This is a genomic window from Pseudomonas sp. 39004 (assembly GCF_028682155.1).
Classification (GTDB): domain Bacteria; phylum Pseudomonadota; class Gammaproteobacteria; order Pseudomonadales; family Pseudomonadaceae; genus Aquipseudomonas; species Aquipseudomonas capeferrum.
On record NZ_JANIAG010000049.1, the window covers coordinates 1 to 24,350 of the forward strand.

Consider the following 24,350-nt stretch of genomic DNA (forward strand, 5'->3'; position numbering starts at 1 on the left):
CTGCCACCGATTTACGCGTCATCAGGCTGATCCCCACAAAGCTCACCAGGCCGATCGTCAGGCTGTAGTAGATCGGCGTGTTGGCTTCCAACCCATCCTTGAACATGAACAACAGCGCGGTGGCGAAGCCCAGCGACATGCTGGCGATTGCGCCTGCGGTGGTTGCGCGCTTCCAGAAGATCGCACCGATCAGCGGGATCAGCATGCCGCCGACCAGCAGGTTGTAGGCCAGGGTCAGGGCGTTGATCACATCGTTCACCACCAGGGCGATACCCAGCACCACAAGGCCGGTGAGCAAGGTGAACAGGCGGCTGATGCCCAGGCTCGATTGCTTGCCGCCACGCAGCTTGGGCAGCAGGTCTTCGGTCAGGGTGGTGGACGCGGCCAGCAGGCCGGCGCTGGCGGTGGACATCATGGCTGCCAGGGCCGCCGCCATCAGCAGGCCGCGGATGCCATCGGGCAGGGTGCTCTTGATCATCTCGGCAAAGGCATTGTTCGGGTTGGCCAGGTCTGGCATCAGCACGTGTGCAGCCATGCCGATCAGGGCGCAAGCCAGGCCGTACACCACGCAGTACACACCTGCGGTGGTACCGGCGCGCTGGCAGACCTTCTCGTCACGGGCGGTGAACACCCGCTGCCAGATGTCCTGGCCGATGAGGATGCCGAAGAAGTAGATCAGGAAGTAGGTGATGATGGTGTCCCAGCCGATGCTGGTCAGCTGGAAGCTAGACGCTGGCAGCTTGGCCACCAGGCTGTCCCAGCCGCCGGCCTTGTACAGGCAGACTGGCAGCAGGATGAACATCAGGCCGACGGTCTTGATGACGAACTGGACGATGTCGGTCAGGGTCAGCGACCACATGCCGCCGATGGTCGAGTACAGCACCACCACGCCACCGCCGAGCAGCAACGACATCCAGAACGGCAATTCCAGCAGCACCTGCAGCACGGTTGCCATGGCCAGGGTCGAGGTGACGCCGATCATCAGCGCATAGGCCAGCATGATCGCTGCACTGGCCTGGCGTGCCATAGGGTTGTACCGACGCTCCAGCACCTGGGTCACGGTGAAGATGCGCAGGCGCAGCAGCGGTTTGGCGAGGAACAGGTTGAGGGCGATGATACCCAGGCCCAGCGCAGCGCACAGCCAGAAGCCCGAAATGCCGTGGACATAGCCAAGGCGCACGGTGCCGACGGTGGACGCGCCGCCCAGCACGGTGGTGGCCATGGTGCCCATGTACAGGGTGGGGCCGAGGTTGCGTCCGGCCACCAGGTAGTCTTCGTGGGTTTTCGCACGCCGCATGCCATACCAGCCAAGCCCGAGCATGCCGGCGGTATAGATCATTACAACAATGATGTCCAAGGCCATTGGGAGTCTCCCGATTATCTTTATTATGGCGAGATCGACCGCCCGGGCACCTTACGGCGCCTGGCGGTCTTGTCTTGTGTTGACGGGCCTCAATGGCCCTCCCTCATGGCTCCTGCCAGGGTATAGCGGGTATCGCGGCTGGCGCGGCGCAGGCCTGGTTCAGCGACGCACCACGCCGGGTAGCACGCAGAGCATTTCGAACAGCAGGTTGGCGCCGAGCAGCGAGGTGTTACCGGTGGTGTCGTAAGGCGGGGAGACTTCGACAAGGTCACAGCCGATCAGGTCCAGGCCGTGGCAGCCGCGAATGATCTCCATAGCCTGGATCGTGGTCAAGCCCCCAATTTCCGGCGTGCCGGTGCCCGGTGCCCAGGCAGGGTCGATGCCGTCGATATCGAACGACAGGTAAACCGGGCCACCGCCGACCTTTTCGCGTACTTCGGCCATCAGCGGTTCCAGCGATTTGTGCCAGCATTCCTCGGCCTGGACTACGCGAAAGCCCTGGCGACGGCTCCAGTTGAAGTCGTCGGCGGTATAGCCTTGGGCGCGCAGGCCGATCTGTACCACGCGGTCGCAATCGAGCAGGCCTTCTTCCACGGCGCGGCGGAAGGTGGTGCCGTGGGCGATCTTCTCGCCGAACATGTGGTCGTTGACGTCGGCGTGGGCATCGATATGCACCAGGCCGATCTTGCCGTGCTTTTTATGCAGGGCACGCAGGATTGGCAGGGTGATGGTGTGGTCGCCACCCAGGGTCATCGGGATGACGTTGTGCTCGACGATCTCGTCGTAGGCTTCTTCGATGATGCGCACGGCGTCGAGCAGGTTGAAGGTGTTGATGGCCACGTCACCGATGTCGGCTACCGACAGCGAGTCGAACGGCGCAGCACCGGTGGCCATGTTGTACGGGCGGATCATCACCGATTCGGCGCGGATCTGCCGTGGGCCGAAGCGGGTGCCGGAGCGCAGGGAGGTGCCGATGTCCAGCGGCACGCCGATGAACGCGGCGTCCAGGCCGGCGGCGCTTTGCAGGTGGGGGAGGCGGAGCATGGTGGCGATGCCGCCGAAACGCGGCATTTCGTTGCCGCCCAGTGGTTGGTGGAGAGTCTTGTCCACGGTGGGCCTCATCAGTCGGTCGATTGTTGTGTTTGTTCGAACCTGTGCCGCGGCGCGCCTGTTTGCTTTGGTTGTGCCGGCGGGCAGGACATTTCGGCCGAGTTTGCGCAAGGTAGTGCCCGGGAAGAATCGCTACCGGCAAATACTTACTTCAGGAATTTCTGAACTAATGCCAGCGCAACCGGTTAGACTTCCCGCCATTAACTTTGCGGAACCGTTGCACCATGGCCTCGACCCTGCCCGATCTGAAACTGCTGCGCATCTTCGTCAGCGTGGTGCGCCACCAGGGCTTCGCCAACGCCCAGCGCGAGCTGAACCTGTCGACGTCGGCCATCAGCACCTACATGAGCCAGCTGGAGGGCGGGCTGGGGATTGTCCTGTGTCACCGTGGGCGCGGCGGTTTCAGCCTGACCAGCAAAGGTGAACTGTTCCACCAGGAGAGCCTGCGCCTGCTGGCCGAGCTGGATGGCTTCGAGCAATATGCCGCGGCGCTCAAGGGCGAGCTGCGGGGCACGCTCAACCTGGGGGTGATCGACTCGACCGTGGGTGACCGCGCGCTGCCGCTGGCCGAAGCCATCGGTGCCTATAGCCAGGAGCACCCGGGGGTTCACCTGCACCTGTCGGTGTCCAGCCCCTACGAGCTGCAATTGGGGGTGCAGGACAACCGCCTCGACCTGGCCATCGGGGCGTTTTCGTCGCGCATGAGTGGCCTGGTCTATCAGCCCCTGTACCGTGAGCAGCACTGGCTGTACTGCAGCAGCCGCCACCCGTTGTTCGCCGAGCGGCGCATCCCCGAGCAGGTGGTGACCCAGCAGCGCATGGTCGGGCGCGGCTACTGGAGCCAGGCAGAACTGGCCCGGCACGGCTTCAAGCACAGCGCGGCGACCGTGGAGAGCATGGAGGCGCAGCTGATTCTGATCCTGTCGGGTGCCTACATCGGCTACCTGCCAGAGCACTACGCCCAGGCATGGGTGGACAAGGGCGACCTGCGCGTCTTGTCGCCGTCTACCTTCGGCTATCAGGCGCCATTTTCGCTGATCGTTCGCCGCGGCCGTAGCCGCGAACCGTTGATTCAGACCTTCCGCGACCTGCTTAAAAGCCAACTCAACGTCGGCTGATGCACAGTGTGTTCATGCATTCCGTCGGGACGGGCTCAATTCCTACAAAACTGGACCGCTAACCTGATAGCGCTCTGCTAAATATCAACTTGCGCTGATGATTTCCCCCTCTTCATCCTGCAAGGATCGCCCAAGATGCGCATGAATTTGCCCGTCACTGAGCACGAAAGAACCTTCTCCAGCGATCAACGCCTGATCTCCACGACGGATCTCAACAGTCGCATCACCTACTGCAATGACGCCTTCGTGGCGATCAGCGGGTTCACCTACGACGAACTGGTCGGCCAGCCCCACAACCTGGTGCGTCACCCCGACATGCCCCCGGCCGTCTTCGGCCACATGTGGGACACCATCAAGCAAGGCAAACCCTGGATGGGCGTGGTCAAGAACCGCGCCAAAAACGGCGATTACTACTGGGTCAGCGCCTACGTCACCCCGGTGTATGAGCAAGGGCGGGTCAGCGGCTACGAGTCGGTACGCTCGGTGCCGACACGCGAGCAGATTCGCCGTGCCGAAGCGCTTTACGCGCGCCTGCGTGCCGGCCGCTCAGCGGTACCCTGGGCCGCGCGGCTAGGGCATCAGCTGGGCCACGGCTGGCCGCTGATTGGCGCAGGCCTGCTGTCGGCCGCAGGTTATCTGTGGTTGCCGCCGTATGCGGCGCTGGGGGTATTGATGGCCAGCCTGCTGCTGGCCTGGTACCTGATCGAGCACCGGCAGAACCAGGCCATCCGGCGCACCCTGGACGAGCACCCGAAAGCCTTCACCAGCCCGTTGGTGGCGTTGACCTACAGCGACAACCCGGGGCTGCAAGGCCAGCTGGACCTGGCCATCATCAGTGAAGAGGCGCGCTTGCAAACCGCCTTGACCCGCCTGGTGGATGCCGGAGTCGGGGTCAAGTCACGTGCGGCGCAGTCGGCCGACCTGTCAGACGCCCAGGCGCAGATGCTTGACCGCCAGCGCAGCGAAACCGACCAGTCCGCCACGGCGATCGCGCAGATGGCGGCGACCATCCAGGAGGTCACCCACAACGTGCAAAGCACCGCCCATGCCGCAGGCGATGCCGACCAGTTGGCCCAGCATGGCAGCGAGTTGGCCCAGCAGAGCCTGAAGGCGATGGGGAGCATGAGCGATGCGGTGAATGATATCGGCCAGGCAGTCAATGCGCTGGCCGAGCAGACCCAGTCGATTGGCAGCGTGGTCGACACGATCACTTCGATTGCCGACCAGACCAACCTGCTGGCGCTCAATGCCGCCATCGAGGCCGCGCGGGCCGGTGAGCAGGGGCGCGGGTTTGCCGTGGTGGCTGATGAGGTGCGTTCGTTGGCCCAGCGCACCCGTGCCTCGACCGAAGAGATTCATCAGATCATCGCCTCGTTGCGGGTGGGGGCAGAGCGGGCAGTGAGTACCGCCACCCGCGGCGAGCAGATTTCGCGCGACAGCGTGCACAGTGTCGAGGCGGTGCAAGTGGCGTTGGCCGGTATCGCCCAGGCGGTCAGCCGCATTACCGGCATGAGCCAGCAGATGGCGACGGCTTCGGAGCAGCAAAGTCATGTTGCCGAGGATATCAACCAGCAGATCGTGAGGATTGCACACCTGTGTGATCAGAGCGCGGGGCAGGCCAGGCAGGGTGCGCAAATCAGCCAGGACCTGGAGCGGATGGCCGAATACCTGCACAGCCTGGCTGAGCGCTTCAACCGCTGAGGCAGGGGATTTCGAACAAGCTGTGGCACACTGCGCCCGGTAAGGAGAGCCCTATGCCCAGACCCCGCTGCGAGCGCTGCCAGCGCCCGCTTGACCACTGCCTATGCCCACTGATCCCCTCGCTCGCCAGCCGCACCCGTATCGTCCTGCTGCAGCACCCCAGTGAAACCGCCCATGCCCTGAATACCGCGCGCCTGGCGGCCCTGGGGCTGAACAATGCCGAGCTGCGGGTCGGGGAGGTGTTCGATGGCCTGGATGAGCTGCTTGCCACGCCCGGTTACCGTGCCGCGTTGCTGTTCCCGGGCGATCAAGCCCAGGTGCTGACGGCTTATACCGAAGTGGATGACCAGCCGTTGCTGTTGATCGTACCCGACGGTACCTGGCGCAAGGCCCGCAAGCTGCTGTACCTGAACCCAATGCTTGCGGCATTGCCGCGGGTGACGCTGGGCGCGGTTGCGCCTTCGCGCTACCGGCTGCGCAAGGCGCCGGAGGCGGGGGCGTTGTCGACCCTGGAGGCGGTGGTCGAGGCGCTGAACGTGCTGGAGCAGCCAGTCAGCTTTGACGCGCTGCTCAAACCGTTCGACGCGCTGATCGAGGGGCAGATAAAGGCCATGGGCGCCGAGACCTTCCAGCGCAATCACGGCCCTTCATAGGCGCTCTGAGGCTTGCGCTCAGCGCATGTCAGGCAGCCTGGCTTCGGTCTTCACCTCATTGCTGGCAATGGCTTCCGGCGGCAGCGAGATACGTTGCTTGCTCAGCAGCTCACCCATGGTTGCCAGTACCCGGTACATCGAGAACTCCTCGGTGTAGCGCACTTCGGTGTAACGGCGGTCGGCGTTGTACAGCTCGTTCTCACTGTCGAGCACGTCGAGCAGGGTACGCTGGCCAAGGCCGAACTGGTCCTGGTAGGCAGCACGCACACGTTTGGTGGTCTCGGCGTATTCACGCGCGGTCGGGGTCTGCTTGCGCGCGTTGTTCATGGCGTTCCAGGCCAGGCTCAGGTTCTCGGTCAGCTCGCGCAGGGCGTTGTTGCGAATGTCCAGTGCCTGGTTGATCTTGTGGGCATCGGACTGCAGGCGGGCCTTGTCGCTGCCGCCGCGGAACACGTTGTAGTTGAGCTCGACACCGGCCTGCCAGTCGTTGTTGCTGTGGCCTTTCTCGCCGCCGAGGTTGTTGTTGGCGCCGGTGGCCAGTATCGCGTCCAGGCGTGGGTAGAAGGTCGACTTGGCCACTTCGTACTGCTGCTCGGCAGCATTGACGTCGGCCTGGGCAGACTTGATGTACGGGTTGTTCTGGCGCATGCCTTCACGGGCATCGTCGAGGGTGCCGGGGATCTCCACCTTGATCGATTGCGGCCCCTCCAGTTCATCGGGCTGTCGGCCGATGACGCTGAAGAAGTTGGCCTCGGCATCGGCCAGGTCGACTTCGGCGGTGTCCAGGTTGTTTTCTGCCAGTGCACGACGGGCGCGGGACTGATCGAGGTCGGCGGTGCTGCCGACGCCGCGCTCGGTGCGCAGGCCGATCTGATCGTTGACCCGCAGGTGCGCTTGCAGGTTGTTCTTGGCCAGCGTCACCAGCTCACGGCGCTTGAGTACTTCCAGGTACACCTCTACCGCGCGCAGGGCAACATCCTGGGCGACAGCCTGGGTGTAGTAGGCGCGCGAGGTGGCGACCGCCTCGGTGCGGCCTACTTCGTTCGAAGTGTTGAAGCCGTCGAACAGCATCTGGCGCAGGCGCAGTTCCGACTGGGTGTAGCTGAGGGTGGCCTTGTCGTGGCTGCGCGTACCGTCGGCATTGGTGCCGCGGGTGTTGAGGTTGTCCGAACGCTGACGACCATAACCTGCAACCAGGTCCACGGAAGGGTAGTAGCCGCCACGCGCGAATTTCACGTCTTCATCAGCGGACAGCTTGCTGTTGCGGTTGGAGCTGATCTGCGGATGGTAATCCACGGCGCTCTGGACAGCCTCGGTAATCGACATCGCCTGTACGTTGGCACACGCCATGGCCAACAGTAATGCACTGGTGATGGGGTTCAAAACGCGCATGGGTACCTCTCCCTGATCCTAAAATAAGTCCTGCTTGTCGCCAAAAAAATGACGATATAGTTATCCTGCAAATCGTGTCAGGTTTTTAACAACAGAGCTAAGAACATTCAATCAAAGTCGTAAGAAGATTTTCTCATAACCATTACTGTTATTTGACTTATATGGTCTAAGAGGGGCTGGGCGCTGATCCACAGCAGCGAAATTGAAAGCTGCTGAAAGTCTCGTTTTTCAAGGTTTACAGAGAGTTCCAGAACTTTTGTAGCTAAAAAAAAGCCTGGATAGGCGAAATAGATATTTGGCGACAAAAAATTGACTATCTGTGCTTTTCGACAGCCACGGCACGCCCTGCGAGGGTGCCTTTACTGGCGCGCCGCGTTCAGCGTGGTCTGTGCAGGGTCTTCTGCTTGAGGATATACAGGCTCACCAGTACCGCACTGGTGAGCATGAAGGCGCGTGCCCAGAACAGCGGTACCAGGTAGCACGACAGGCCGATGCTGGCCCACATCAGGCCGATGGCGTATACCTTGCCTTTGAGGGGGATGCCTTCGCCACTGAGGTAATCGCGGATCCACGGCCCGAGCTTCGGGTGATGGACCAGCCAGTGATGAAAGCGCGGCGAGCTGCGGGCAAAGCAGGCTGCCGCCAGTAGTAGAAAAGGGGTGGTGGGCAACACCGGCAGGAATATCCCCAGCACCCCCAGCGCGACGCTGAGCCAGCCGATGGCCAGCAGCAGGTAGCGCACAGCCGACTCAGTGGTGGCGTGGCTTGAGCAGCGCCGGCTTCTCGTCAGGGGCGTGCAGCAGCAGGAACAGCGCGCTCAGTGCCTCTGGGATCTGCACGATCATGTCGTCCTGCAGGTTGGCATTGCTGGCGATGTCGGCAAACTCTGGCTGTTCGTCGAACAGGCCCGAACCGACCATGATCGGCAGCAGCATCTCGCTGACTTCTTCCTCGGCGCTCTCGAACCAGGCCTCTTCACGCAGGAATACGCCCTCCATGAAGCCGATGCACCAGCCGCGCAGGTCGGAATCGTCCGGCTCGTCGGTCAGGTCCAGGTCGCATGGCAGGTCGAACTCTTCGTCGCTGGCCAGTTGGCGGGCGATGTGAGCTTTGAGCGCCACCAGGGTCGCTTCGATCTCGGTGCGCTGGGCATCGCTGGCGTAGTGCGGCTCTTCGGCGAACAGGGCGTCGATCCACTCGCGCTCGGGAACGTCCTCGGCATTGATCGAAAGTGCCGTGAGGTAGCCGTGTGCGGCGACGTAGTCCAGCGCTTCTTCGTGCAGCTCGTCGGCGTCGAGGAAGGCTTGCAGGCGGGTGAGTTGCTCGGCGAAGGACATTACAGGGCTACCTTGGGGAATAAACGATAACGAATTCTAGCATCTTGCGGCGAAAGCAGGGCAAAGGGAACGTCTGTCACCACAGCCTCCTGCGGGGGTTGGCACTGGGGTATAATCCGCGATTTTTCATCCAGGGGCGGGCTGTTGCGGCCGTCTGGCAAAAACCGCTTACGCATTCGGCGTGTGCGGGGCGGGTTTTTCGTCCAGCCTGTATCCAGGATGGTACGGCGATTTGTGGAGTTGCACATGCTCGAACAGGCTCAGCGCGTTCTCAAGGATATCTTCGGCTACGACAGTTTCCGTGGGCGCCAGGCAGCAATCATCGAATGCGTGGCCAACGGCGGCGATGCGCTGGTACTGATGCCCACCGGCGGCGGCAAGTCGCTGTGTTTCCAGGTGCCTGGGCTGTTGCGCCCCGGCCTCACGGTGGTGGTTTCGCCGCTGATCGCGCTGATGGACGACCAGGTCGCCACGCTCGATGAGCTTGGGGTGGCTGCGGCCGCGCTGAACTCCACCCTGAACGCCGAGCAGCAACGTGAGCTGGCCGGGCGCATGCGCCGCGGTGAGCTGAAGATGCTGTACCTGGCGCCCGAGCGCCTGGTGCAGCCGCGCATGCTCGATTTCTTGCGCGAGCTGGACGTCTCGCTGTTCGCCATCGACGAGGCCCACTGCGTGTCGCAATGGGGCCATGACTTCCGCCCGGAATACCTGCAGCTGGGCCAGTTGGCCGAGCTGTTCCCGCATGTGCCGCGCATCGCCCTGACCGCCACCGCCGACATGCGCACCCGCGAAGAGATCGTCCAGCGCCTGCACCTGCAGGGCGCCGAGCGTTTCCTTTCCAGTTTCGACCGGCCGAACATTTTCTACCGCATCGTGCCCAAGGAAGCGCCGCGCAAGCAGCTGATGGCCTTCCTCGGCGAGCGTCGTGGCAACGCAGGTATCGTCTACTGCCTGTCGCGCAAGAAGGTCGACGAGACCGCTGCTTTTCTCTGCGATCAAGGCTTCCCGGCGCTGCCTTACCACGCCGGCCTGGCGGCCGAGACGCGGTCTGCCAACCAGCACCGCTTCCTCAACGAGGAAGGGCTGATCATGGTCGCCACCATTGCCTTCGGCATGGGCATCGACAAGCCCAACGTGCGCTTTGTCGCCCACCTCGACCTGCCCAAGTCGCTCGAGGCCTACTACCAGGAAACCGGCCGTGCGGGCCGTGACGGCTTGCCGTCCGATGCCTGGATGGCCTACGGCCTGCAGGACATGGTGATGCTCAAGCAGATGTTGCAAAACTCTGAAGGCGACGAGCGCCACAAGCGCATCGAGCAGCACAAGCTCGATGCCATGCTGGCCCTGTGTGAAGAAACCCGCTGCCGGCGCCAGTCGCTGCTGGCCTACTTCGACGAAACCCTGGAGCAGCCCTGCGGGCATTGCGACAACTGCATCGACCAGGTACAGACCTGGGACGCTACGGAGCCGGCTCGCCAGGCGCTGTCGGCGGTGTTTCGTACCGGCCAGCGCTATGGGGTCGGGCACCTGGTCGATGTGTTGCTGGGCAAGGACACCGAGAAGGTGCGCAATTTCGGCCACGAGAAGCTTTCGGTGTTCGGTGTCGGCAAGTCGCTGGCCGAAGCCGAGTGGCGCTCGTTGTTCCGCCAGTTGGTCGCGCGCGGCCTGGTGGATATCGACCTGGAAGGCTACGGCGGCTTGCGCCTCTCCGACAGCTGCCGGCCGCTGCTGCGCGGCGAGGTGAACCTGCAGCTGCGTCGTGACCTCAAGCCGCAGACCGTGGCCAAGAGCGCCTCTGGCGGCGGCAGCCCGGCCAGCCAGTTGGTGCGTGCCGAAGAGCGCGAGCTGTGGGAAGCACTGCGTACCCTGCGGCGCAAGCTGGCCGAGGAGCACAGTGTGCCGCCTTACGTCATCTTCCCTGATTCGACGCTGCTCGAGATGCTGCGCAGCCAACCGGCCAGCCTCAGCGACATGGCCCAGGTCAGCGGTGTGGGCGCGCGCAAGCTTGAGCGCTATGGCCAGGCGTTCCTTGAGGTGCTCAATAACAGTGGTGGCACTGACGAGGCACCGAAAGTGGTGCTGGACCTGCGTCACGAGCTGGTCAGCCTGGCACGCGCGGGGATGACCCCGGCGCAGATCGCCGGGCAACTCAATTGCAGTGAAAAGAACGTCTACAGCCTGCTGGCCGAGGCGCTCGGCCGCCAGGAGCTGAGCCTTGATCAAGCCATCGACCTGCCAGAAGACTTGCTGGCGGAGGTGCAGGACGCCTTCCTTGACGGGGAGGGCGAACTGCCGCCGGTATCGACCATCGCGCCGCTGTTCGGGTCGCGCATACCTGAAGGTGTGCTGTATTGCGTGCGCGCGGCGTTGGCGGCGGAGTTCGAGCTCTGAGCGCGACAAGGTTCGAGGCCAGACCCGCCAACTGCTGACCTTTGTCATGTTTTTTGACGATTATCGGATACTGGCAAGTGCCCGAGCCTTGCCACGTGGTCCGGGTCATGGTTAGCTGCCTAATAATTAGATCTATCCAATGAGTTGCTTATGCCCCTGACCGACAACCAACACCGCTTCGGCATGCAGCTGGCCCAGATGTCCCGGGGTTGGCGTGCCGAGCTGGATCGCCGCCTGGCCGGGCTCAACCTGTCCCAGGCGCGCTGGCTGGTGTTGCTGCACCTGGCCCGTTTCGAGGAGGCCCCTACTCAGCGTGAATTGGCCCAGAGCGTTGGTGTCGAAGGCCCGACCTTGGCGCGCTTGCTCGACAGCCTCGAGGCGCAGGGCCTGGTGCGGCGCCAAGCGGTGCTTGAAGACCGGCGAGCGAAAAAAATCCTGCTGTGCCCACCGGCCAAGCCGCTGATCGAACAGATCGAGACCATTGCCAATGCATTGCGGCTTGAGCTGTTCACCGGCGTGGATGAAGCGGACCTGGAGGTGTGCATGCGCGTGCATGCGAAAATCCTCGGCAACCTCGAAAAGCCCTGATTCCTGGGGGCCGCACAGCGGCCCCACGTTTCAGAACGTATGCCCCAGGTTCAGGTACACCGCCTGCTCATGTGCGCTGTTGGCCCCGTAGCTCAGGTTCAGCGGCCCCAGCGGCGTCTCCATCCCCAGGAAGATGCTCGCGGCATTGATATAGCCACTGTCAAATTCGTTGTCGTTGTTCCACGCCCGGCCACGCTCCAGCGACCCGCCGATATACAGCGGGAAGTCCAGTGGCACGTAGGCCCGTGGGGTCAGGCGGCGGTAATAGACCATGCGCAGCAAGCTGACGTTCTGCCCCGACACCGAGTCCTGGCGGAACCCTGACAGCTCCCGTGCGCCGCCCATCACGAAGCTCGACGTCACCACCTCCGTTTCATCCAGCGTGCGCCCGTAGCGCCCGCCCAGCACCCAGGTGTTCGGGCCACTGCTGATGGCCTTGTCCAGGCTGAACAGCCACTGGCGATAGTCCTCGTCGGAATCGAGCGATTTGTCGTACTTGCGCAAGGTCAGGCCGATGTCTTCACCACTGTGCGGGAAGTACACGTTGTCGAGGGTGTCGAACGAGTACTTGAGCTCGTAGAAGCCTTCATTGAAGCTGACCTTGGGCAGGTCCTGGTCGCCGATGCGTACTTCGGCTTCGCCCCAGGCCTTGCCCGCACCCAGTCGCACCTCGCCGTAGGTGCCGATCTGCCGGCCCACATTCAGGCCGAAACCGTAGCGCTCCAGGCGGTACTCTGCGACCGGGTCGTTGTCCAGGGTCGCCTCGATGTTGCGCGAGCCCACGTCCAGGTAGGGGGCGATGAAGAAGCGCGAGCCTACGTCCAGTGGTTGGTAGAACTCGCTGTAGAGCTCCTGCTGGTCGCCGATCTGCGCGCGGGTCAACCATTCGGCGCCCAGGCTGTTGATGCCGTTGACCCGGTAGCTGGCGCCGAGGTTGAAGGCACTGTCGCCGCGCAGGTCGTCCGACAGGTTAAGCCCCAGGCGCAGGTAGTCGGTGCCGCCGCGTCTGCCACGGGCATTGATCACCAGCGTGTTGTCGGCGCCCTTGTGCACCACGCGGTATTGCACCCGGTCAAAGTAGTCCAGGCCATACAGCGTGCCCATGTCGGTCTGCAGGCGGTCCAGCTCCAGCGGCGCATTGATCGGCTGGCGGATATAGGAGCGGATCACGTCGTCGCTGACCTTGGAGTCGTTCTCTACCCTGATGGCGGTAATCACCGGGGTGCGTTGGTGCGGCGAGCGGGCAATGGCCAGGCTGCTGTCACCTTCGGGCTGGCGCAACGCCGCCAGACGCGGGTCGAGCAGGCGCGTGGCACGGTAGCCGGCTTCGATCATGTCGTGGGCCCGGCCGAAGTCGGTCACGCCAAACGCGGCCAGCGGTGGTTGGACCAGGATGTCATCACGGTGCAGGCTGGCCAGCTGCTCTTCGGAGTTGCGCCGGGTCATCAGGGTGATCGACTGGTTCAGCACATCGACCACCGTGGCCAGTTGCTTGCGGTCACGCAGTGGCGTGCCGATGTCGACCACGATGGCCAGGTCCACCCCCATGTCGCGGGCCACGTCCAGCGGAATGTTGTCGACCATGCCGCCATCCACCAACAGCCGGCCATCCAGCTCGACCGGGGCGAACACGGCAGGGATCGACATGCTGGCGCGGATTACCTGGGGCAGGTGGCCGCGGCGGAACACCACCTTTTCGCCACTGGCGATGTCGGTGGCCACCGCACGGAAAGGGATCGGCAGCTTGTCGAAGTCGCGGGTGTCGGCGGTGTGGGCCAATTTGCTTTCAAGCAGCAGTGACAGGTTCTGGCCCTGAATCACGCCCAGGGGCAAGCCCAGGCTGCCGTCGTCGCGAAAGCTCAGCTTCTGCTTGACCAGAAAGTCGCGGTCGTCCTGCTTACGGCGGAAGGGGATGTCCTTGCGCGGGGGCGCGTCGGACAGCGCTTGCTGCCAATCCAGGGTGGTGGCCAGCTTTTCCAGTTCTTCGACACTGTAGCCGGAGGCGTACAGCCCGCCGATCACCGCGCCCATGCTGGTGCCGGCGATGGCGTCGATGCGCACGCCCTGTTCCTCCAGGGCCTTGAGCACGCCGATATGGGCCAGGCCACGGGCCGCGCCGCCAGACAGCACCAAGCCGACCTTGGGCCGAGCCTGTTCGGCGGCATGTGCCGTGACAGCAACGAATATCGACAACAAACAGAACAGCAAACGGCGCATCGTGAGTCTCAAACCGTGGGCGAAAGACCGCTAGTATAAGCGGCCCCTTACCTGGAGATGCTTCACCATGGCCATCAGCAAGCCGGAAATCGTCATCATTTATTGCACCCAGTGCCAGTGGTTGCTGCGCGCCGCCTGGTTGGCTCAGGAGCTGCTCAGTACCTTTGCCGACGACCTCGGCCGGGTGGCGTTGGAGCCTGGCACCGGTGGCATCTTCCGCATCACCTGCAATGGCGTGCAGATCTGGGAGCGCAAGGCCGACGGTGGGTTCCCGGAGGCCAAGGTGCTCAAACAGCGGGTACGCGACCAGATCGACCCGCAGCGCGACCTGGGCCACAACGACCGCTGACTACGTACCCTCTGCCAAAGGCCGGGGCTTGGCGGGTTGTTCGGCAGCCAGGCGGCTGGACAGCACGATGGCGAAAATGATCAGCGCGCCCCCCAGCAGCATGCGCACGGTAGGGGTCTCGGCGAACACCGCCCAGGCCACGGCGATGCCATACACCGGCTCCATACCGAACACCACGGCGGCGGTACGCGCCTTGACCACGGCCAGGCTGGCGACGAACAAGCTGTGGGCCACGCCGGTGCAGAAGATGCCGAGCAGGGCGATCCACACCCAGTCCATCGGCGTCACCGCTGCCAGCCCCGACGCCGCGAACGGCAACAGGCAGAGGCTGACCACCAGGTTTTGCCACAGCGCGGCCTGCACCGCTGGCAAGCGCCCGGAGCCGGCGCGGTTGGTCAGCGACAGCAGCGAGAACAACAGCCCCGACAGCAGCGCCCAGAGCAGGCCCCCAGTAGCTTGGCTGGCCAGGTCGAATGCCGGGGTGACCAGCACCAGGCCGATGCACACCAGCACGACCAGCACGGCTTCGTTGCGGCGGATGCGTTCGCGGAACAGCACCCCTTCGAGGATCACGGTAAAGGCCGGGAAGCTGGCAAAGCCCAGGGTGGCGATGGCCACACCGCCGACCTTGACGGCAATGAAGAAGCTGACCCAGTGACCCGCCAGCAGTACCCCGCCCAGCAGCAAGCGGCGCACATCCGGGCCCGTCAGCCGGTGCCAGCCCTTGCTGGCAAACTGGGCGAACAGCGCCAGGGCGATGACGGCGAAGGCCGCGCGGCCGAAGACGATGATCGCCGGGCTGGCGCTGGCGGCGAGTTTGCCAAACACCCCGGTGAGGCCGAAAAACAGCGCGCCGATGTGCAGGGCGCCTAGGGCAGTGCGGTGGTTCATGGTGGGTCCTTGAGCAAGAGCATGTCAGCTTTGGCCCTTCGCGGGGCAAGCCCGCCCACAGGTATTGCATCACCCTCAGGATCAATGCTGTATCTGGGGGAGTGGGCTTGCCCCGCGAAAGGGCCAGTGCAGGCACAGTGTAAGTCCTCAGGCCAATACGATCTGTCGCGCGCCTAGCGTCCGTTGTCGCCAGACGCTCGCCGCAAGGCTAGCGGTGTACAGCCAAACGCCCGTAGCATCGCCGCCGAAAACGCGCTCTGCGAGCTGTACCCCACCTGCGCCGCAATCTCGCCCAACGGCAGCAAGGTCTGCTCCACCAGCTGCCGCGCCTTGAGCAGGCGCCGCTGGCGAATGTAGTCCATCGGCGTCATCGCGCATTCGGCGATAAAACGTGCATGCAGCCGCGCAGTGGACAGGCCGGCCAGGCGCGCCAGGTCGGCCACCTGCAAGGGGTGGGCGGCATGTTGCTCGATATGCGCATCGAAGGCGGCATAAGGCAGGCGCTGGCTGGGCCGGATGCTTGCAGCTGCCGAAGGGTTTAGGCTGGCCAACAGCAGCGCCGCGCCTTGCCGAGCAATCAGCGGGTCGTCGATGGGGCTGGTCGCCAGCCAGTCGACCAGCTGCTGCTGGCGGCTATTCAGGCCCAAGGCAGCGGGGCGATCGAGCAGGCGACGGCTGGCATCGGCATGCTCGCCCAGCTGTTCACGCAACCAGTGCTCGCCGGGCACATCCAGCACCAGGCAGTCGCTGCCAGCATCGCTGGCGCAGGTGTGATGTGCGCCTGCCGGCACCACCATCAGGCCCTGGCGATCAACCCGTGCCCCGTGGCCCTGGACCTCGAAGTGCAAGCGTCCAGCCAAGCCGAACACCAGTTGCGGATGTTCGTGGCTGTGGGTAATCAGGCTGTTCCGGTAATGGCGCAGCGAGAGAATCGGGCCGGTGGTCATGGGGGCGTCCTCGCAGGGCAGGTGCGCATTGTGCCTCATTCACGGCAGGCCATCACGGGTAACCGTTTTGCCACCGCACTGTCATCTGCACCTGCCAGTCTCCAGCAAACTGCGCCGGAGCCCGCCCATGACCCATGCCGAACTCTCCCGTCCCTCGCGCAAGCAGCGCGTGCGCACCTTATGGATATCCGATGTACATCTGGGCACCCGTGACTGCCAGGCCGAGCATCTGTCGCGGTTTCTCAAGGGCTACCAGGCCGACCGCATCTACCTGGTGGGCGATATCATCGATGGCTGGAAGCTGCGCGGCGGCATCTATTGGCCGCAGGCCCACACCAACGTGATCCGACGCCTGTTGACCATGAGCAAGCGGGGCACCGAGGTGATTTATGTCACCGGCAACCATGACGAATTCCTGCGCCGCTATTCCAAGCTGATGCTGGGCAATATCCAGTTGGTGGACGAGGCCGAGCACCTGACTGTCGATGGCCGACGCCTGCTGGTGATCCATGGCGACCAGTTCGATGTGATTACCCGCTACCACCGCTGGCTGGCGTTTCTGGGGGACCGCGCGTATGAGTTCACCCTGGTGCTCAACCGTTGGCTCAACCATTGGCGTGCCCGTTACGGCTATGGCTACTGGTCGTTGTCGGCCTACCTCAAGCACAAGGTCAAGGGCGCGGTGAACTTCATCAGTGACTTCGAGGCTGCCATTGCCCATGAGTGCACCCGCAGAGGCTTTCATGGGGTTGTTTGCGGGCATATTCATCATGCCGAAATGCGCAAGGTGGGGGAGGTCGAGTACCTCAATTGCGGGGATTGGGTGGAGTCGTGCACGGCGTTGATCGAGCACTGGGATGGCAGTATCCACTTGTATCGGCTGGCGGATGTGCACGCGCAGGGCGCGCAGAAGGTGGCGACGGTGCGCGAATCGGCGTGAGGCTTGAGCGGCATGGGGCGCGCAATGCGGCCCCGGCGATTTACAGGCTGATCTTGCCCAGCAGAATATCGCGGAACATGGCGAAATCACCCATCAGGCTATAGAACGGGTAGGTAAACGTCGCCGGCCGGTTCTTCTCGAAAAAGAAATGCCCGACCCAGGCAAACCCATAGCCGAACAGCGGCACGGCCAGCAGCAGCAACCATTTGCCACTGCCGATGGTGTACGCCAGCAGGGCAATTACCAGGCTCGTCCCGACAAAGTGCAGGCGGCGGCACGTGGGGTTGCTGTGCTCGCCCAGGTAGTAGGGGTAGAACTCGGCAAAACTGCGAAACTGCGCTGTGCGGGTCATGGCAGTGCTCCGGGATTAATACTTGTGGATAAGATGCACGGCGTGGAGCCTGAATCGAGTCTAGAGTCATTGGCGGGGCCTACCAGTGACAATAGGCGCCAATTGAGTATCCTTGGGGTTCACCGCAGGAGCGGTCAGCATAAGAAGCCTGTCATGAGTGAAAGAACCACGTCAGCCAGCTGGGCATCAGGGATCGTCAAGGCACTCGAGCTGGAAGGGCTCGACTGCCCGGCCATGTTCAAGCAGCTAGGGCTGGACTTCGCTGCCCTCGATGACCCCGACGCGCGTTTCCCCCAGGACGCCATGACCCGGCTCTGGCAGCTGGCGGTAGAGCTGTCGGGCAACGAAGCCATCGGCCTGAACATGGCGCGGGTGGTGCGCCCGGCGTCGTTCCATGTGGTGGGCTATGCGTTGATGTCCAGCCGCACCCTGGCCGAAGGTTTCGAGCGGCTGGTGCGGTACCAGCGCATCATTGCCGAAAGTTCCGACCTCAGCTTTCGCCTGGGCCCGGAGGGCTATTCGCTGGTTCTGACCGTGCATGGCGACCATCTGCCGCCAACCCGGCACAGCGCCGAAGCGTCGTTGGCGTGTGCGCTGGCGTTGTGCACCTGGCTCAGCGGGCGTGATATTCAGCCACGACGTGTGCTGGTTCAGGGGCCGCAGCCCAGGAACGTCGAACCTTACAAGCTGGCGTTCCACTCACCGCTGGTGTTCGACGCACCGCACGATGCGCTGGTGTTCGAGCGTGCCGACATGGAGGCGCCGCTGCCGACTGCCAACGAGGCGATGGCGGTGCTGCATGACCGGTTTGCCGGCGAGTACCTGGCGCGCTTCTCGGAAAGCAGGGTGACCCACAGGGTCCGCCAGGTGCTGTGCCGCATACTGCCCCAGGGCGAGCCCAAGCGCGAAACCTTGGCCCAGGCCCTGCACCTGTCTCAACGTACCTTGCAGCGGCGCCTGCAAGAAGAAGGCACCAGCTTCCAGACCTTGCTCGACGATACCCGTCGTGAACTCGCCGAGCAGTACCTCGCCCAGCCGGGTATGACCTTGCTGGAAACCGCCTACCTGTTGGGCTTTGCCGACCCGAGCAATTTCTACCGGGCGTTCCGTCGCTGGTTCGATGCCACACCCAGCGAGTACCGCGCCCGTCTGGGCGCGGAGCCTGAGGGGCTCAGTGACGCCAGAACGCCGGCATGCACAACACTAGCACCGTGATGATCTCCAGGCGGCCCAGCAGCATGCCGCCGGCGAGGATCCACTTGGCGGCGTCCGGCAACGTGGCATAGTTGCCGGCCGGGCCGATCACTTCGCCCAGCCCCGGGCCTACGCCCGACACCGTGCCGGCAGCACCGGTCAGCGCGGTCATCCAGTCCACGCCCAGCAGCGACAGCAGCAACGCCATCACGCAGATGGTGATCGCGAAGAAGAACGAGAAGGTCAGAATCGAACGCACGATTTCTTCGTCGAGGCGGTGCCCGTTGTACTTCTGCTTGATCACCGCACGCGGGTGGATCAACTGGTTGAGGCTGGCCTTGAGCAGGATGTAGGCGACCTGGAAGCGGAAAATCTTGATACCGCCTGCAGTCGAGCCAGAGCAGCCGCCGATGAAGCCCAGGTAAAAGAACAGCATCAGCGAGAAATTGCCCCACAGGCTGTAGTCGCCCAGGGCGAAGCCGGTGGTGGTCACCACCGAGGTCACGTTCAGCGCTACGTGGCGCAAGGCATCCAGCCAGTGCAGGTTGGTGGTGGCCCAGTACCAGGTGCCCAGCACCAGCCAGGTGACCACCAGCATGCCGAGCAACCCCTGAACCTGCTGGTCGCGGAGCAACGCCCTGCGGTTGCCGCGCAGGGTTGCCACGTACAGGGTGAAGGGCAGGCTGCCGAGGATCATGACCACCACCGCGACCCAGTGCACGGCAGGGATATCCCATTTTGCCAGCGACTGGTCGGAGGTCGAGAACCCGCCGGTGGAAATTGCCGACATGGCATGGTTGATGGCATCGAACGGCCGCATGCCGGCCCACCAGAAGGCCAGCGCGCCGAGTACGGAGAAGCCGACGTACACGCCGACGATCGACTTGGCCACCATGTGCGAACGGGGCATGACCTTTTCGGAACGGTCCGAAGATTCGGTCTGGAACAGGCGCATGCCACCAATGCGCAGCAGCGGCAAAATCGCGACCGCCATGGCGATGAAGCCGATGCCGCCGAGCCAGTGCAGCATCGAGCGCCACATCAAGATCCCCGGCGACATGCTGTCCAGGCCGCTGAGCACCGTTGCGCCGGTGGCGGTGATGCCGGACATGCTCTCGAAGAAGGCGTCGGTGTAGCTGATGTGCTGGGTCAGCAGGAACGGCAGGGCGGCGAACACGCACACCACCAGCCAGCTGCTGACGGTCAGCAGGTACATGTCGCGCGGGCGCAGGTGCACATGCTCGGGGCGGCCCTGGACGACCATGAGCAGGCCGGCGATGAACGTGATCAGGCTGGACCAGAGGAACGACGGCATGTCGCCGGTGCGCTCGAAGATCACCAGGGTGGCCATGGGCACGACCATGCTGACGGCCAGGGTGATCAGAAAGATGCCGATGATGAAACCAATGATCCTTAAGGTCGGCAACGCCATGTGATCTGCTCTGACTCGAAACGGAAGGGCGCCATTCTACCTATGGGTCTGGTGATGTAAACGCTAGAATGGCCGCACATTCACCTGCCAGGAGGGTAGCCGATGGAGGCTCTCGACGCATTGCTCAACCGTGTTTCCGTGCCACGTCTGACCGACCCCGCGCCCAATGATGCCCAGCGCGAGGCGTTGTTCCAGGCCGCACTGCGTGCACCGGACCACGGCCAGCTGCGCCCGTGGCGGTTTCTGACCATCGAAGGCCAGGGCCGCGAGAAGCTCGGCGAGTTGTTCGCCGAAGCGGTGCAGAACAAGGGCGATGCCAGCCAGGCAGCGCTGGACAAGGCTCGCGCCATGCCGCTGCGTGCGCCGTTGCTGATCGTGGTGATCGCCAAGCTGCAGGACCACTTCAAGGTGCCCAAGTCCGAGCAGCGCCTGGCGGCGGGGTGTGCGGCCCATGGCATTCTGATCGCGGCGCATGCCCAGGGGGTTGGCGCGGTGTGGCGTACCGGTGACATGGCCTTTGACGCGCATGTGCACAAGGGGCTGGGGTTGGCCGAGAACGAGGAGTTGATTGGTTACCTGTATGTCGGCACGCCGGTGAACGAGCCGCGTACGGCGCCGGTACTGGAGACTGCTGATTTCGTCAGTGCCTGGGGTGAGTAACCGCTGAGAATGCTGGGGCGCGTAGCGGCCCCGGCAATTTCAAACCATAACCGCCGTTACAGGCAACTCCAGCCTGGCCACAAACCCGCCCTGCGGATGATTCGCCAGTACCAGGCTGCCGCCATGGCGCTCCGCCGCCTTGCGCGCAATCGCCAGCCCCAGCCCATGCCCAGCTGCTTGCTGCCCCGGCGCACGGAAGAACGGCTCACCCAGCTGCGCGAGGTACTCTGCCGCCACCCCAGGCCCATGGTCGCGTACTGTCAACACGATACGGTCCTGCTCACGTTCGGCGCTGATTTCGATCGGCTGCCCGGCCGGGTTGAAGCGCAAGGCGTTGCGTAGCAGGTTGTCCACGGCGCGCTCAATCAGCGTTGGCCAACCCTGCAAGGTCAGCCCTGCTTGCGCCTGCAGCCGCACCTCCTGCTCCGGTGCGCTGAGCAACGCATCCTTGCGCACGCCGCCCAGCAAGGCGTTGAGGTCGACCGGTTCGGCGTGGGCCTGCTCGGCATCGACGCGGGCCAGGGCGAGGATTTCGCTGATCAGGTCTTCGAGCCGGTCGCATTCACGGGTCAGCCGAGGCCACAGCGCCTGGCGCTGCTCGGGCTCGGCACGCTCGGCCAATGCCAGGGCAATGCGCAGCCGTGCCAGCGGTGAGCGCAGTTCATGAGACACATCGCGCAGCAACTGGCGCTGGCTGCCGATGGTGCTTTGCAGGCGGGCGCCCATCTTGTTGAAGTCGTTGGCCAGTACCCCGAACTCATCGCGGCGGGCGGCTAGGCGGGCCAGGCTGTTTTGCTGGTAGCTGGTCTGGCCGAGGTCGTGCACGGCGCTGCGCAGGCGGCTCAAAGGGCGGGTGATGGACAGGGTCACCAGCAGGCTGAACAGGGTCAGCACCACCAAGGCGATGCCCAGCGCACTGAGCGGCCAGAGCAGGCTCTCGCGGTGCCAGGCGTCCAGCTCAGGGTGGGGGATGCGGTAGATCAGCAGGTAGGTCTCACCGCTGTAGGGGCTGGTGTATTCCTCGGTCAGACGGCGCCACGGCAGGCGCCGCTCGTCATTGTGCTGGCGTGCCTCGAACGCGGCGGCGCGGCGCGGGAAGGTACCAGGCACGACGGCGTCGCCGCTGTCGTCGAGCACCTGCACGTCGATCTTGAAGCGTTGCTTGCGGCGTTCGAGGAAGTGCTGCGCCGAGTCCAGGCCTTCCTGTTCATAGTGCTTGGCCCAGTGGCTGGCCAGGGTGTTGAGGCCCGGGTGGCGGCTGAGGATCCAGGCGTCCTGGTTGAGCATGTGGCCCAGCAGGATCGACAAGCCCGCAACCAGGGTGATGGCCAGCCAGAAGCTGGCCAGGATGCGCCAGAACAGTGAACGCAAGTGCACCTCCTGCAAACGGGAAAAGCCCGGCCCGCAGGGGTGCGGGCCGGGCGTGGGGCGGACAGCTTACTGGGCCTTGCCGCCTTTTTCAGCTTTCCAGGCCTGGAACTCTTGCCATTCGGCTTTCTTCGCGGCGCGTTCTTTCTGCAGCTCGTCGAACTGCTTCTGTTGCTCAGGCTTGAGCAGGCCGCGGACCTGGCTGTCGGTCTTGTCGCGGCTGGCCTTGAGTTCGTCCTTCATGGCCTTCTGGTCGGCCGCCGGCAGCTTGGACAGGTAGCGCTCGGTGATGTCGCGGCGTTGCTTCATCTGCTCGCCCATCAGCTTGCCGATCTGCTGGCGCTGGTCGCGGCTCAGGTCCAGTTGGGCGAAAGGCGCATCACCGCGATGATGCGGGCCGTCGTGACGCGGGCCGCCTTCAGGCATGGCCATGGCCACGGTCGGCAGGGCGGCGGCGAACATCAGGGCGATAAGGGTCTTGCGCATGGTGTCTCTCCTTTCATAGGCCGGTGGTTACCGGATGAGCACAGTCTACGCAACTGACCGTCAAGGGCGGTCAGGGGAGGGTAAAGGCTGGGTAAAGATGAGTTGCCAAGCGTGTTGGGGCTGCGAGGCGGCCCCGGCACGTCACAGGCTGTAGTAATAGCCGCGGCTGCGCAGCGCAACGATGCGCGGGCGCCCATCGGCATGCGGCCCGATCTTCTTGCGCAGGTTGCTGACGTGCATGTCCAGGCTGCGGTCGTACAGGGTCAGCTTGCGGCCCAGGCCGATCTGCGCCAGTTCCTGCTTGTCCAGCGGCTCGCCCGGCTGGCGCAGCAGGGCTTCGAGGATGCGGCTTTCGGACAGGGTCAGGGTCATCTCGCGGCCATCGATGCTGGCCACGCCACGTGCCGGGCTGTAGATCAGGTCGCCGATCTCAACCTGGGTGGTGGTGGCTGCCGGGTGGCTGCGGCGCAACACGGCGCGCAGGCGGGCTGTGAGCTCGCGCGGGTCGCAGGGTTTGGCCAGGTAATCGTCGGCGCCGAGCTCAAGGCCGAGGATGCGGTCCAGCGGTTCGCCCCGTGCCGAGAGCATCAGCACAGGCAGTTCGGCATGTTCGCTGCGCAATTGCTTGAGCAGTTCCAGGCCGCTGCCGTCTGGGAGCATCACATCCAGCACCACGGCGGCCGGGGCATGTTCGGCCAGGGCCTGGCGTGCGCTCAGGCCATCGTGGCAGGCGCGGACGGTAAACCCTTCCTGGGTCAGCCAGCTGCCGAGCAGCTCGCACAGCTCCTGGTCATCATCAATCAGTAACAGCTCGCTCATGACTCACTCAATTCAACCATTGACGGCGAGTATTCGGCCCGCCAGTGGCAAAGATACCGCAGACTGATGGCAAGCGTATAACCGCCAGCACCGCGCGGCCCTGTGGGTGCGGGTTTACCCGCGAAAAGGGCCGCGCGGTGTCGGGTCAAGGCAGGACTTGCTTGAAGGGTTTGACGATGACGTTGTCGTACACGCCCGCAGCAATATACGGGTCGGCATCGGCCCAGGCCTGCGCCGCAGCCAGGGAGTCGAACTCGGCCACGATCAGGCTGCCGCTGAAACCGGCTTCACCCGGGTCGTTGCTGTCGATGGCCGGGTGTGGACCGGCCAGCACCACGCGGCCTTCGGCCTTGAGCTGCTGCAGGCGCTCGATGTGCGCCGGGCGGGCAGCCAGGCGCTTTTCCAGGGAGTTTGCGACGTCGCTGGCGATGATGGCGTAGAGCATGTCAATCCTTGGGTTTGGAGGTAGAGGGGTCGTCGTGCAGGTGGCGCGACAGGTACACACCTTGGGCCACCAGGAATATCACGGTCATGCCCAGGCTGCCGAACACCTTGAAGTCGACCCAGAAGGCCTGGAAGGTAAAGGCGACGAACAGGTTGGCCGCACCGCAGACCAGGAAGAAGCAGATCCAGGCCAGGTTCAGGCGGGCCCAGATGGCATCGGGCAGGGTCAGCGCGTGGCCCATGATGCGCTTGATCAGCACCCGGTCGCCGATGAAGTGGCTGCCGGCGAAGGCCAGGGCGAACAGCCAGTTGACCACCGGCGCTTTCCATTTGAGGAAGGTTTCGCTGTGGAAGGTCAGGGTCAGGCCGCCGAACACCAGGCAGGCGATCAGGGTCAGCCATTGGCCCTTTTCCAGCTTGCGCTGGCGCAGGAACAGGGCACCGTAGACCACCAGGGAGCTGACGATGAGCATGGCCGTGGCACTGTAGATACCGCCGAATTCGAAGCTGTGGCCGGCAACCTCCAGGGGCCGCGGGTCGAGCTTGTAAACGATGAAGAACAGTAGCAACGGGATGAAATCGATGAATTGTTTCACAA

Annotated in this window: 24 protein-coding genes; 9 read left to right on the top strand and 15 right to left on the bottom strand. The window is 63.9% G+C overall.

All coding sequences use genetic code 11. From position 1 onward, the window contains the following. Together NP534_RS11185 and speB are read right to left on the bottom strand one after the other, a co-directional pair. Positions 1-1,363 (bottom strand): sodium:solute symporter (locus NP534_RS11185; protein ID WP_274098740.1); only part of this gene is annotated, 1,363 nt, incomplete at its 3' end. Positions 1,364-1,522: 159 nt separating this feature from the next. Beyond that, positions 1,523-2,473 carry an agmatinase gene (gene speB / locus NP534_RS11190; protein WP_027593127.1) on the bottom strand — a complete coding sequence of 317 codons (951 nt, stop codon included), beginning with the start codon at positions 2,471-2,473 and terminating at the stop codon, positions 1,523-1,525. Between the two features lie 224 nt (positions 2,474-2,697). On the opposite strand from speB, the gene NP534_RS11195 reads away from it, so the two are divergent. From NP534_RS11195 to NP534_RS11205, 3 genes are all read left to right on the top strand, one after another. Then, complete coding sequence (locus NP534_RS11195) at positions 2,698-3,591, top strand: LysR family transcriptional regulator (RefSeq protein ID WP_033699632.1); 894 nt, start codon at positions 2,698-2,700, stop codon at positions 3,589-3,591. Positions 3,592-3,726: 135 nt separating this feature from the next. Next, the gene (locus NP534_RS11200; RefSeq protein ID WP_274098741.1) at positions 3,727-5,292 is read left to right on the top strand and encodes a methyl-accepting chemotaxis protein; all 1,566 of its coding nucleotides are present in this window, start codon (positions 3,727-3,729) and stop codon (positions 5,290-5,292) included. A gap of 53 nt (positions 5,293-5,345) precedes the next feature. Then, on the top strand, positions 5,346-5,945 hold the full coding sequence (locus tag NP534_RS11205) for a tRNA-uridine aminocarboxypropyltransferase (protein ID WP_033699628.1): 600 nt from the start codon (positions 5,346-5,348) through the stop codon (positions 5,943-5,945). 18 nt (positions 5,946-5,963) lie between these two features. On the opposite strand, the gene NP534_RS11210 is transcribed toward NP534_RS11205, so the two are convergent. The 3 genes from NP534_RS11210 to NP534_RS11220 all read right to left on the bottom strand — a co-directional run bounded on the left by NP534_RS11210 (position 5,964) and on the right by NP534_RS11220 (position 8,674). After that, a complete protein-coding gene (locus NP534_RS11210) occupies positions 5,964-7,337 on the bottom strand; it encodes a TolC family outer membrane protein (protein WP_033699626.1) in 1,374 nt (457 codons plus the stop codon). A 376-nt stretch (positions 7,338-7,713) separates the two neighbouring features. Next, complete coding sequence (locus tag NP534_RS11215; protein WP_033699624.1) at positions 7,714-8,079, bottom strand: YbaN family protein; 366 nt, start codon at positions 8,077-8,079, stop codon at positions 7,714-7,716. A 7-nt stretch (positions 8,080-8,086) separates the two neighbouring features. Then, the gene (locus NP534_RS11220) at positions 8,087-8,674 is read right to left on the bottom strand and encodes a YecA/YgfB family protein (RefSeq protein ID WP_033699623.1); all 588 of its coding nucleotides are present in this window, start codon (positions 8,672-8,674) and stop codon (positions 8,087-8,089) included. 246 nt (positions 8,675-8,920) lie between these two features. On the opposite strand from NP534_RS11220, the gene recQ reads away from it, so the two are divergent. Continuing rightward, positions 8,921-11,065 (top strand): DNA helicase RecQ, encoded by a 2,145-nt coding sequence (gene recQ / locus NP534_RS11225; RefSeq protein WP_033699621.1) that lies wholly within the window; start codon positions 8,921-8,923, stop codon positions 11,063-11,065. A gap of 150 nt (positions 11,066-11,215) precedes the next feature. Then, positions 11,216-11,653 carry a MarR family transcriptional regulator gene (locus NP534_RS11230; RefSeq protein WP_033699619.1) on the top strand — a complete coding sequence of 146 codons (438 nt, stop codon included), beginning with the start codon at positions 11,216-11,218 and terminating at the stop codon, positions 11,651-11,653. A 30-nt stretch (positions 11,654-11,683) separates the two neighbouring features. Here NP534_RS11230 and NP534_RS11235 read toward each other — a convergent pair whose 3' ends face one another. After that, positions 11,684-13,870, bottom strand: coding sequence for a patatin-like phospholipase family protein (locus NP534_RS11235; protein WP_274098742.1), 2,187 nt, complete (start codon positions 13,868-13,870; stop codon positions 11,684-11,686). 67 nt (positions 13,871-13,937) lie between these two features. Here NP534_RS11235 and NP534_RS11240 point away from each other — a divergent pair, with 67 nt between their 5' ends. After that, the gene (locus tag NP534_RS11240; RefSeq protein ID WP_156310953.1) at positions 13,938-14,219 is read left to right on the top strand and encodes a SelT/SelW/SelH family protein; all 282 of its coding nucleotides are present in this window, start codon (positions 13,938-13,940) and stop codon (positions 14,217-14,219) included. On the opposite strand, the gene NP534_RS11245 is transcribed toward NP534_RS11240, so the two are convergent. Beyond that, on the bottom strand, positions 14,220-15,110 hold the full coding sequence (locus NP534_RS11245; RefSeq protein WP_274098743.1) for a DMT family transporter: 891 nt from the start codon (positions 15,108-15,110) through the stop codon (positions 14,220-14,222). A 173-nt stretch (positions 15,111-15,283) separates the two neighbouring features. Next, entirely contained in the window at positions 15,284-16,057 is a 774-nt protein-coding gene (locus NP534_RS11250) for a helix-turn-helix domain-containing protein (protein WP_274098744.1), read from the bottom strand. Positions 16,058-16,184: 127 nt separating this feature from the next. Between NP534_RS11250 and NP534_RS11255 the strand changes: the two genes are divergently transcribed. Further along, positions 16,185-16,997: a UDP-2,3-diacylglucosamine diphosphatase gene (locus tag NP534_RS11255; RefSeq protein WP_274098745.1), complete on the top strand. Its 813-nt coding sequence runs from the start codon at positions 16,185-16,187 to the stop codon at positions 16,995-16,997. A gap of 40 nt (positions 16,998-17,037) precedes the next feature. Here the strand turns inward: NP534_RS11255 and NP534_RS11260 are convergent, their stop codons facing one another. Further along, positions 17,038-17,349 (bottom strand): DUF962 domain-containing protein, encoded by a 312-nt coding sequence (locus tag NP534_RS11260; RefSeq protein WP_033699608.1) that lies wholly within the window; start codon positions 17,347-17,349, stop codon positions 17,038-17,040. A gap of 153 nt (positions 17,350-17,502) precedes the next feature. Between NP534_RS11260 and NP534_RS11265 the strand changes: the two genes are divergently transcribed. After that, positions 17,503-18,564 carry an AraC family transcriptional regulator gene (locus NP534_RS11265; protein ID WP_274098746.1) on the top strand — a complete coding sequence of 354 codons (1,062 nt, stop codon included), beginning with the start codon at positions 17,503-17,505 and terminating at the stop codon, positions 18,562-18,564. Here NP534_RS11265 and NP534_RS11270 read toward each other — a convergent pair. After that, on the bottom strand, positions 18,521-19,975 hold the full coding sequence (locus NP534_RS11270) for a TrkH family potassium uptake protein (RefSeq protein WP_274098747.1): 1,455 nt from the start codon (positions 19,973-19,975) through the stop codon (positions 18,521-18,523). The two genes, NP534_RS11265 and NP534_RS11270, sit on opposite strands and share 44 nt — an antisense overlap. 102 nt (positions 19,976-20,077) lie before the next feature. Here NP534_RS11270 and NP534_RS11275 point away from each other — a divergent pair, with 102 nt between their 5' ends. Continuing rightward, a complete protein-coding gene (locus NP534_RS11275) occupies positions 20,078-20,635 on the top strand; it encodes an NAD(P)H nitroreductase (protein ID WP_274098748.1) in 558 nt (185 codons plus the stop codon). A 39-nt stretch (positions 20,636-20,674) separates the two neighbouring features. Here the strand turns inward: NP534_RS11275 and NP534_RS11280 are convergent, their stop codons facing one another. The 5 genes from NP534_RS11280 to NP534_RS11300 all read right to left on the bottom strand — a co-directional run bounded on the left by NP534_RS11280 (position 20,675) and on the right by NP534_RS11300 (position 24,348). After that, positions 20,675-22,012 carry a sensor histidine kinase gene (locus tag NP534_RS11280; protein WP_274098749.1) on the bottom strand — a complete coding sequence of 446 codons (1,338 nt, stop codon included), beginning with the start codon at positions 22,010-22,012 and terminating at the stop codon, positions 20,675-20,677. 60 nt (positions 22,013-22,072) lie between these two features. Next, a complete protein-coding gene (locus tag NP534_RS11285; RefSeq protein WP_033699600.1) occupies positions 22,073-22,489 on the bottom strand; it encodes a Spy/CpxP family protein refolding chaperone in 417 nt (138 codons plus the stop codon). A gap of 141 nt (positions 22,490-22,630) precedes the next feature. After that, on the bottom strand, positions 22,631-23,308 hold the full coding sequence (locus NP534_RS11290; RefSeq protein ID WP_274098750.1) for a response regulator transcription factor: 678 nt from the start codon (positions 23,306-23,308) through the stop codon (positions 22,631-22,633). Between the two features lie 145 nt (positions 23,309-23,453). Beyond that, positions 23,454-23,753: a YciI family protein gene (locus tag NP534_RS11295; protein ID WP_033699597.1), complete on the bottom strand. Its 300-nt coding sequence runs from the start codon at positions 23,751-23,753 to the stop codon at positions 23,454-23,456. Position 23,754: 1 nt separating this feature from the next. Continuing rightward, entirely contained in the window at positions 23,755-24,348 is a 594-nt protein-coding gene (locus NP534_RS11300) for a septation protein A (RefSeq protein ID WP_274098751.1), read from the bottom strand. Positions 24,349-24,350 lie beyond the last annotated feature (2 nt).

Bases quoted from the DNA above. Each gene is read 5' to 3' on its own strand.
- NP534_RS11195 (WP_033699632.1), top strand. From the start codon at position 2,698: ATGGCCTCGACCCTGCCCGATCTGAAACTGCTGCGCATCTTCGTCAGC.
- NP534_RS11200 (WP_274098741.1), top strand. From the start codon at position 3,727: ATGCGCATGAATTTGCCCGTCACTGAGCACGAAAGAACCTTCTCCAGC.
- NP534_RS11205 (WP_033699628.1), top strand. From the start codon at position 5,346: ATGCCCAGACCCCGCTGCGAGCGCTGCCAGCGCCCGCTTGACCACTGC.
- NP534_RS11210 (WP_033699626.1), bottom strand. From the start codon at position 7,337: ATGCGCGTTTTGAACCCCATCACCAGTGCATTACTGTTGGCCATGGCG.
- NP534_RS11220 (WP_033699623.1), bottom strand. From the start codon at position 8,674: ATGTCCTTCGCCGAGCAACTCACCCGCCTGCAAGCCTTCCTCGACGCC.
- recQ (WP_033699621.1), top strand. From the start codon at position 8,921: ATGCTCGAACAGGCTCAGCGCGTTCTCAAGGATATCTTCGGCTACGAC.
- NP534_RS11230 (WP_033699619.1), top strand. From the start codon at position 11,216: ATGCCCCTGACCGACAACCAACACCGCTTCGGCATGCAGCTGGCCCAG.
- NP534_RS11235 (WP_274098742.1), bottom strand. From the start codon at position 13,870: ATGCGCCGTTTGCTGTTCTGTTTGTTGTCGATATTCGTTGCTGTCACG.
- NP534_RS11240 (WP_156310953.1), top strand. From the start codon at position 13,938: ATGGCCATCAGCAAGCCGGAAATCGTCATCATTTATTGCACCCAGTGC.
- NP534_RS11245 (WP_274098743.1), bottom strand. From the start codon at position 15,110: ATGAACCACCGCACTGCCCTAGGCGCCCTGCACATCGGCGCGCTGTTT.
- NP534_RS11250 (WP_274098744.1), bottom strand. From the start codon at position 16,057: ATGACCACCGGCCCGATTCTCTCGCTGCGCCATTACCGGAACAGCCTG.
- NP534_RS11255 (WP_274098745.1), top strand. From the start codon at position 16,185: ATGACCCATGCCGAACTCTCCCGTCCCTCGCGCAAGCAGCGCGTGCGC.
- NP534_RS11260 (WP_033699608.1), bottom strand. From the start codon at position 17,349: ATGACCCGCACAGCGCAGTTTCGCAGTTTTGCCGAGTTCTACCCCTAC.
- NP534_RS11265 (WP_274098746.1), top strand. From the start codon at position 17,503: ATGAGTGAAAGAACCACGTCAGCCAGCTGGGCATCAGGGATCGTCAAG.
- NP534_RS11270 (WP_274098747.1), bottom strand. From the start codon at position 19,975: ATGGCGTTGCCGACCTTAAGGATCATTGGTTTCATCATCGGCATCTTT.
- NP534_RS11275 (WP_274098748.1), top strand. From the start codon at position 20,078: ATGGAGGCTCTCGACGCATTGCTCAACCGTGTTTCCGTGCCACGTCTG.
- NP534_RS11285 (WP_033699600.1), bottom strand. From the start codon at position 22,489: ATGCGCAAGACCCTTATCGCCCTGATGTTCGCCGCCGCCCTGCCGACC.
- NP534_RS11290 (WP_274098750.1), bottom strand. From the start codon at position 23,308: ATGAGCGAGCTGTTACTGATTGATGATGACCAGGAGCTGTGCGAGCTG.
- NP534_RS11295 (WP_033699597.1), bottom strand. From the start codon at position 23,753: ATGCTCTACGCCATCATCGCCAGCGACGTCGCAAACTCCCTGGAAAAG.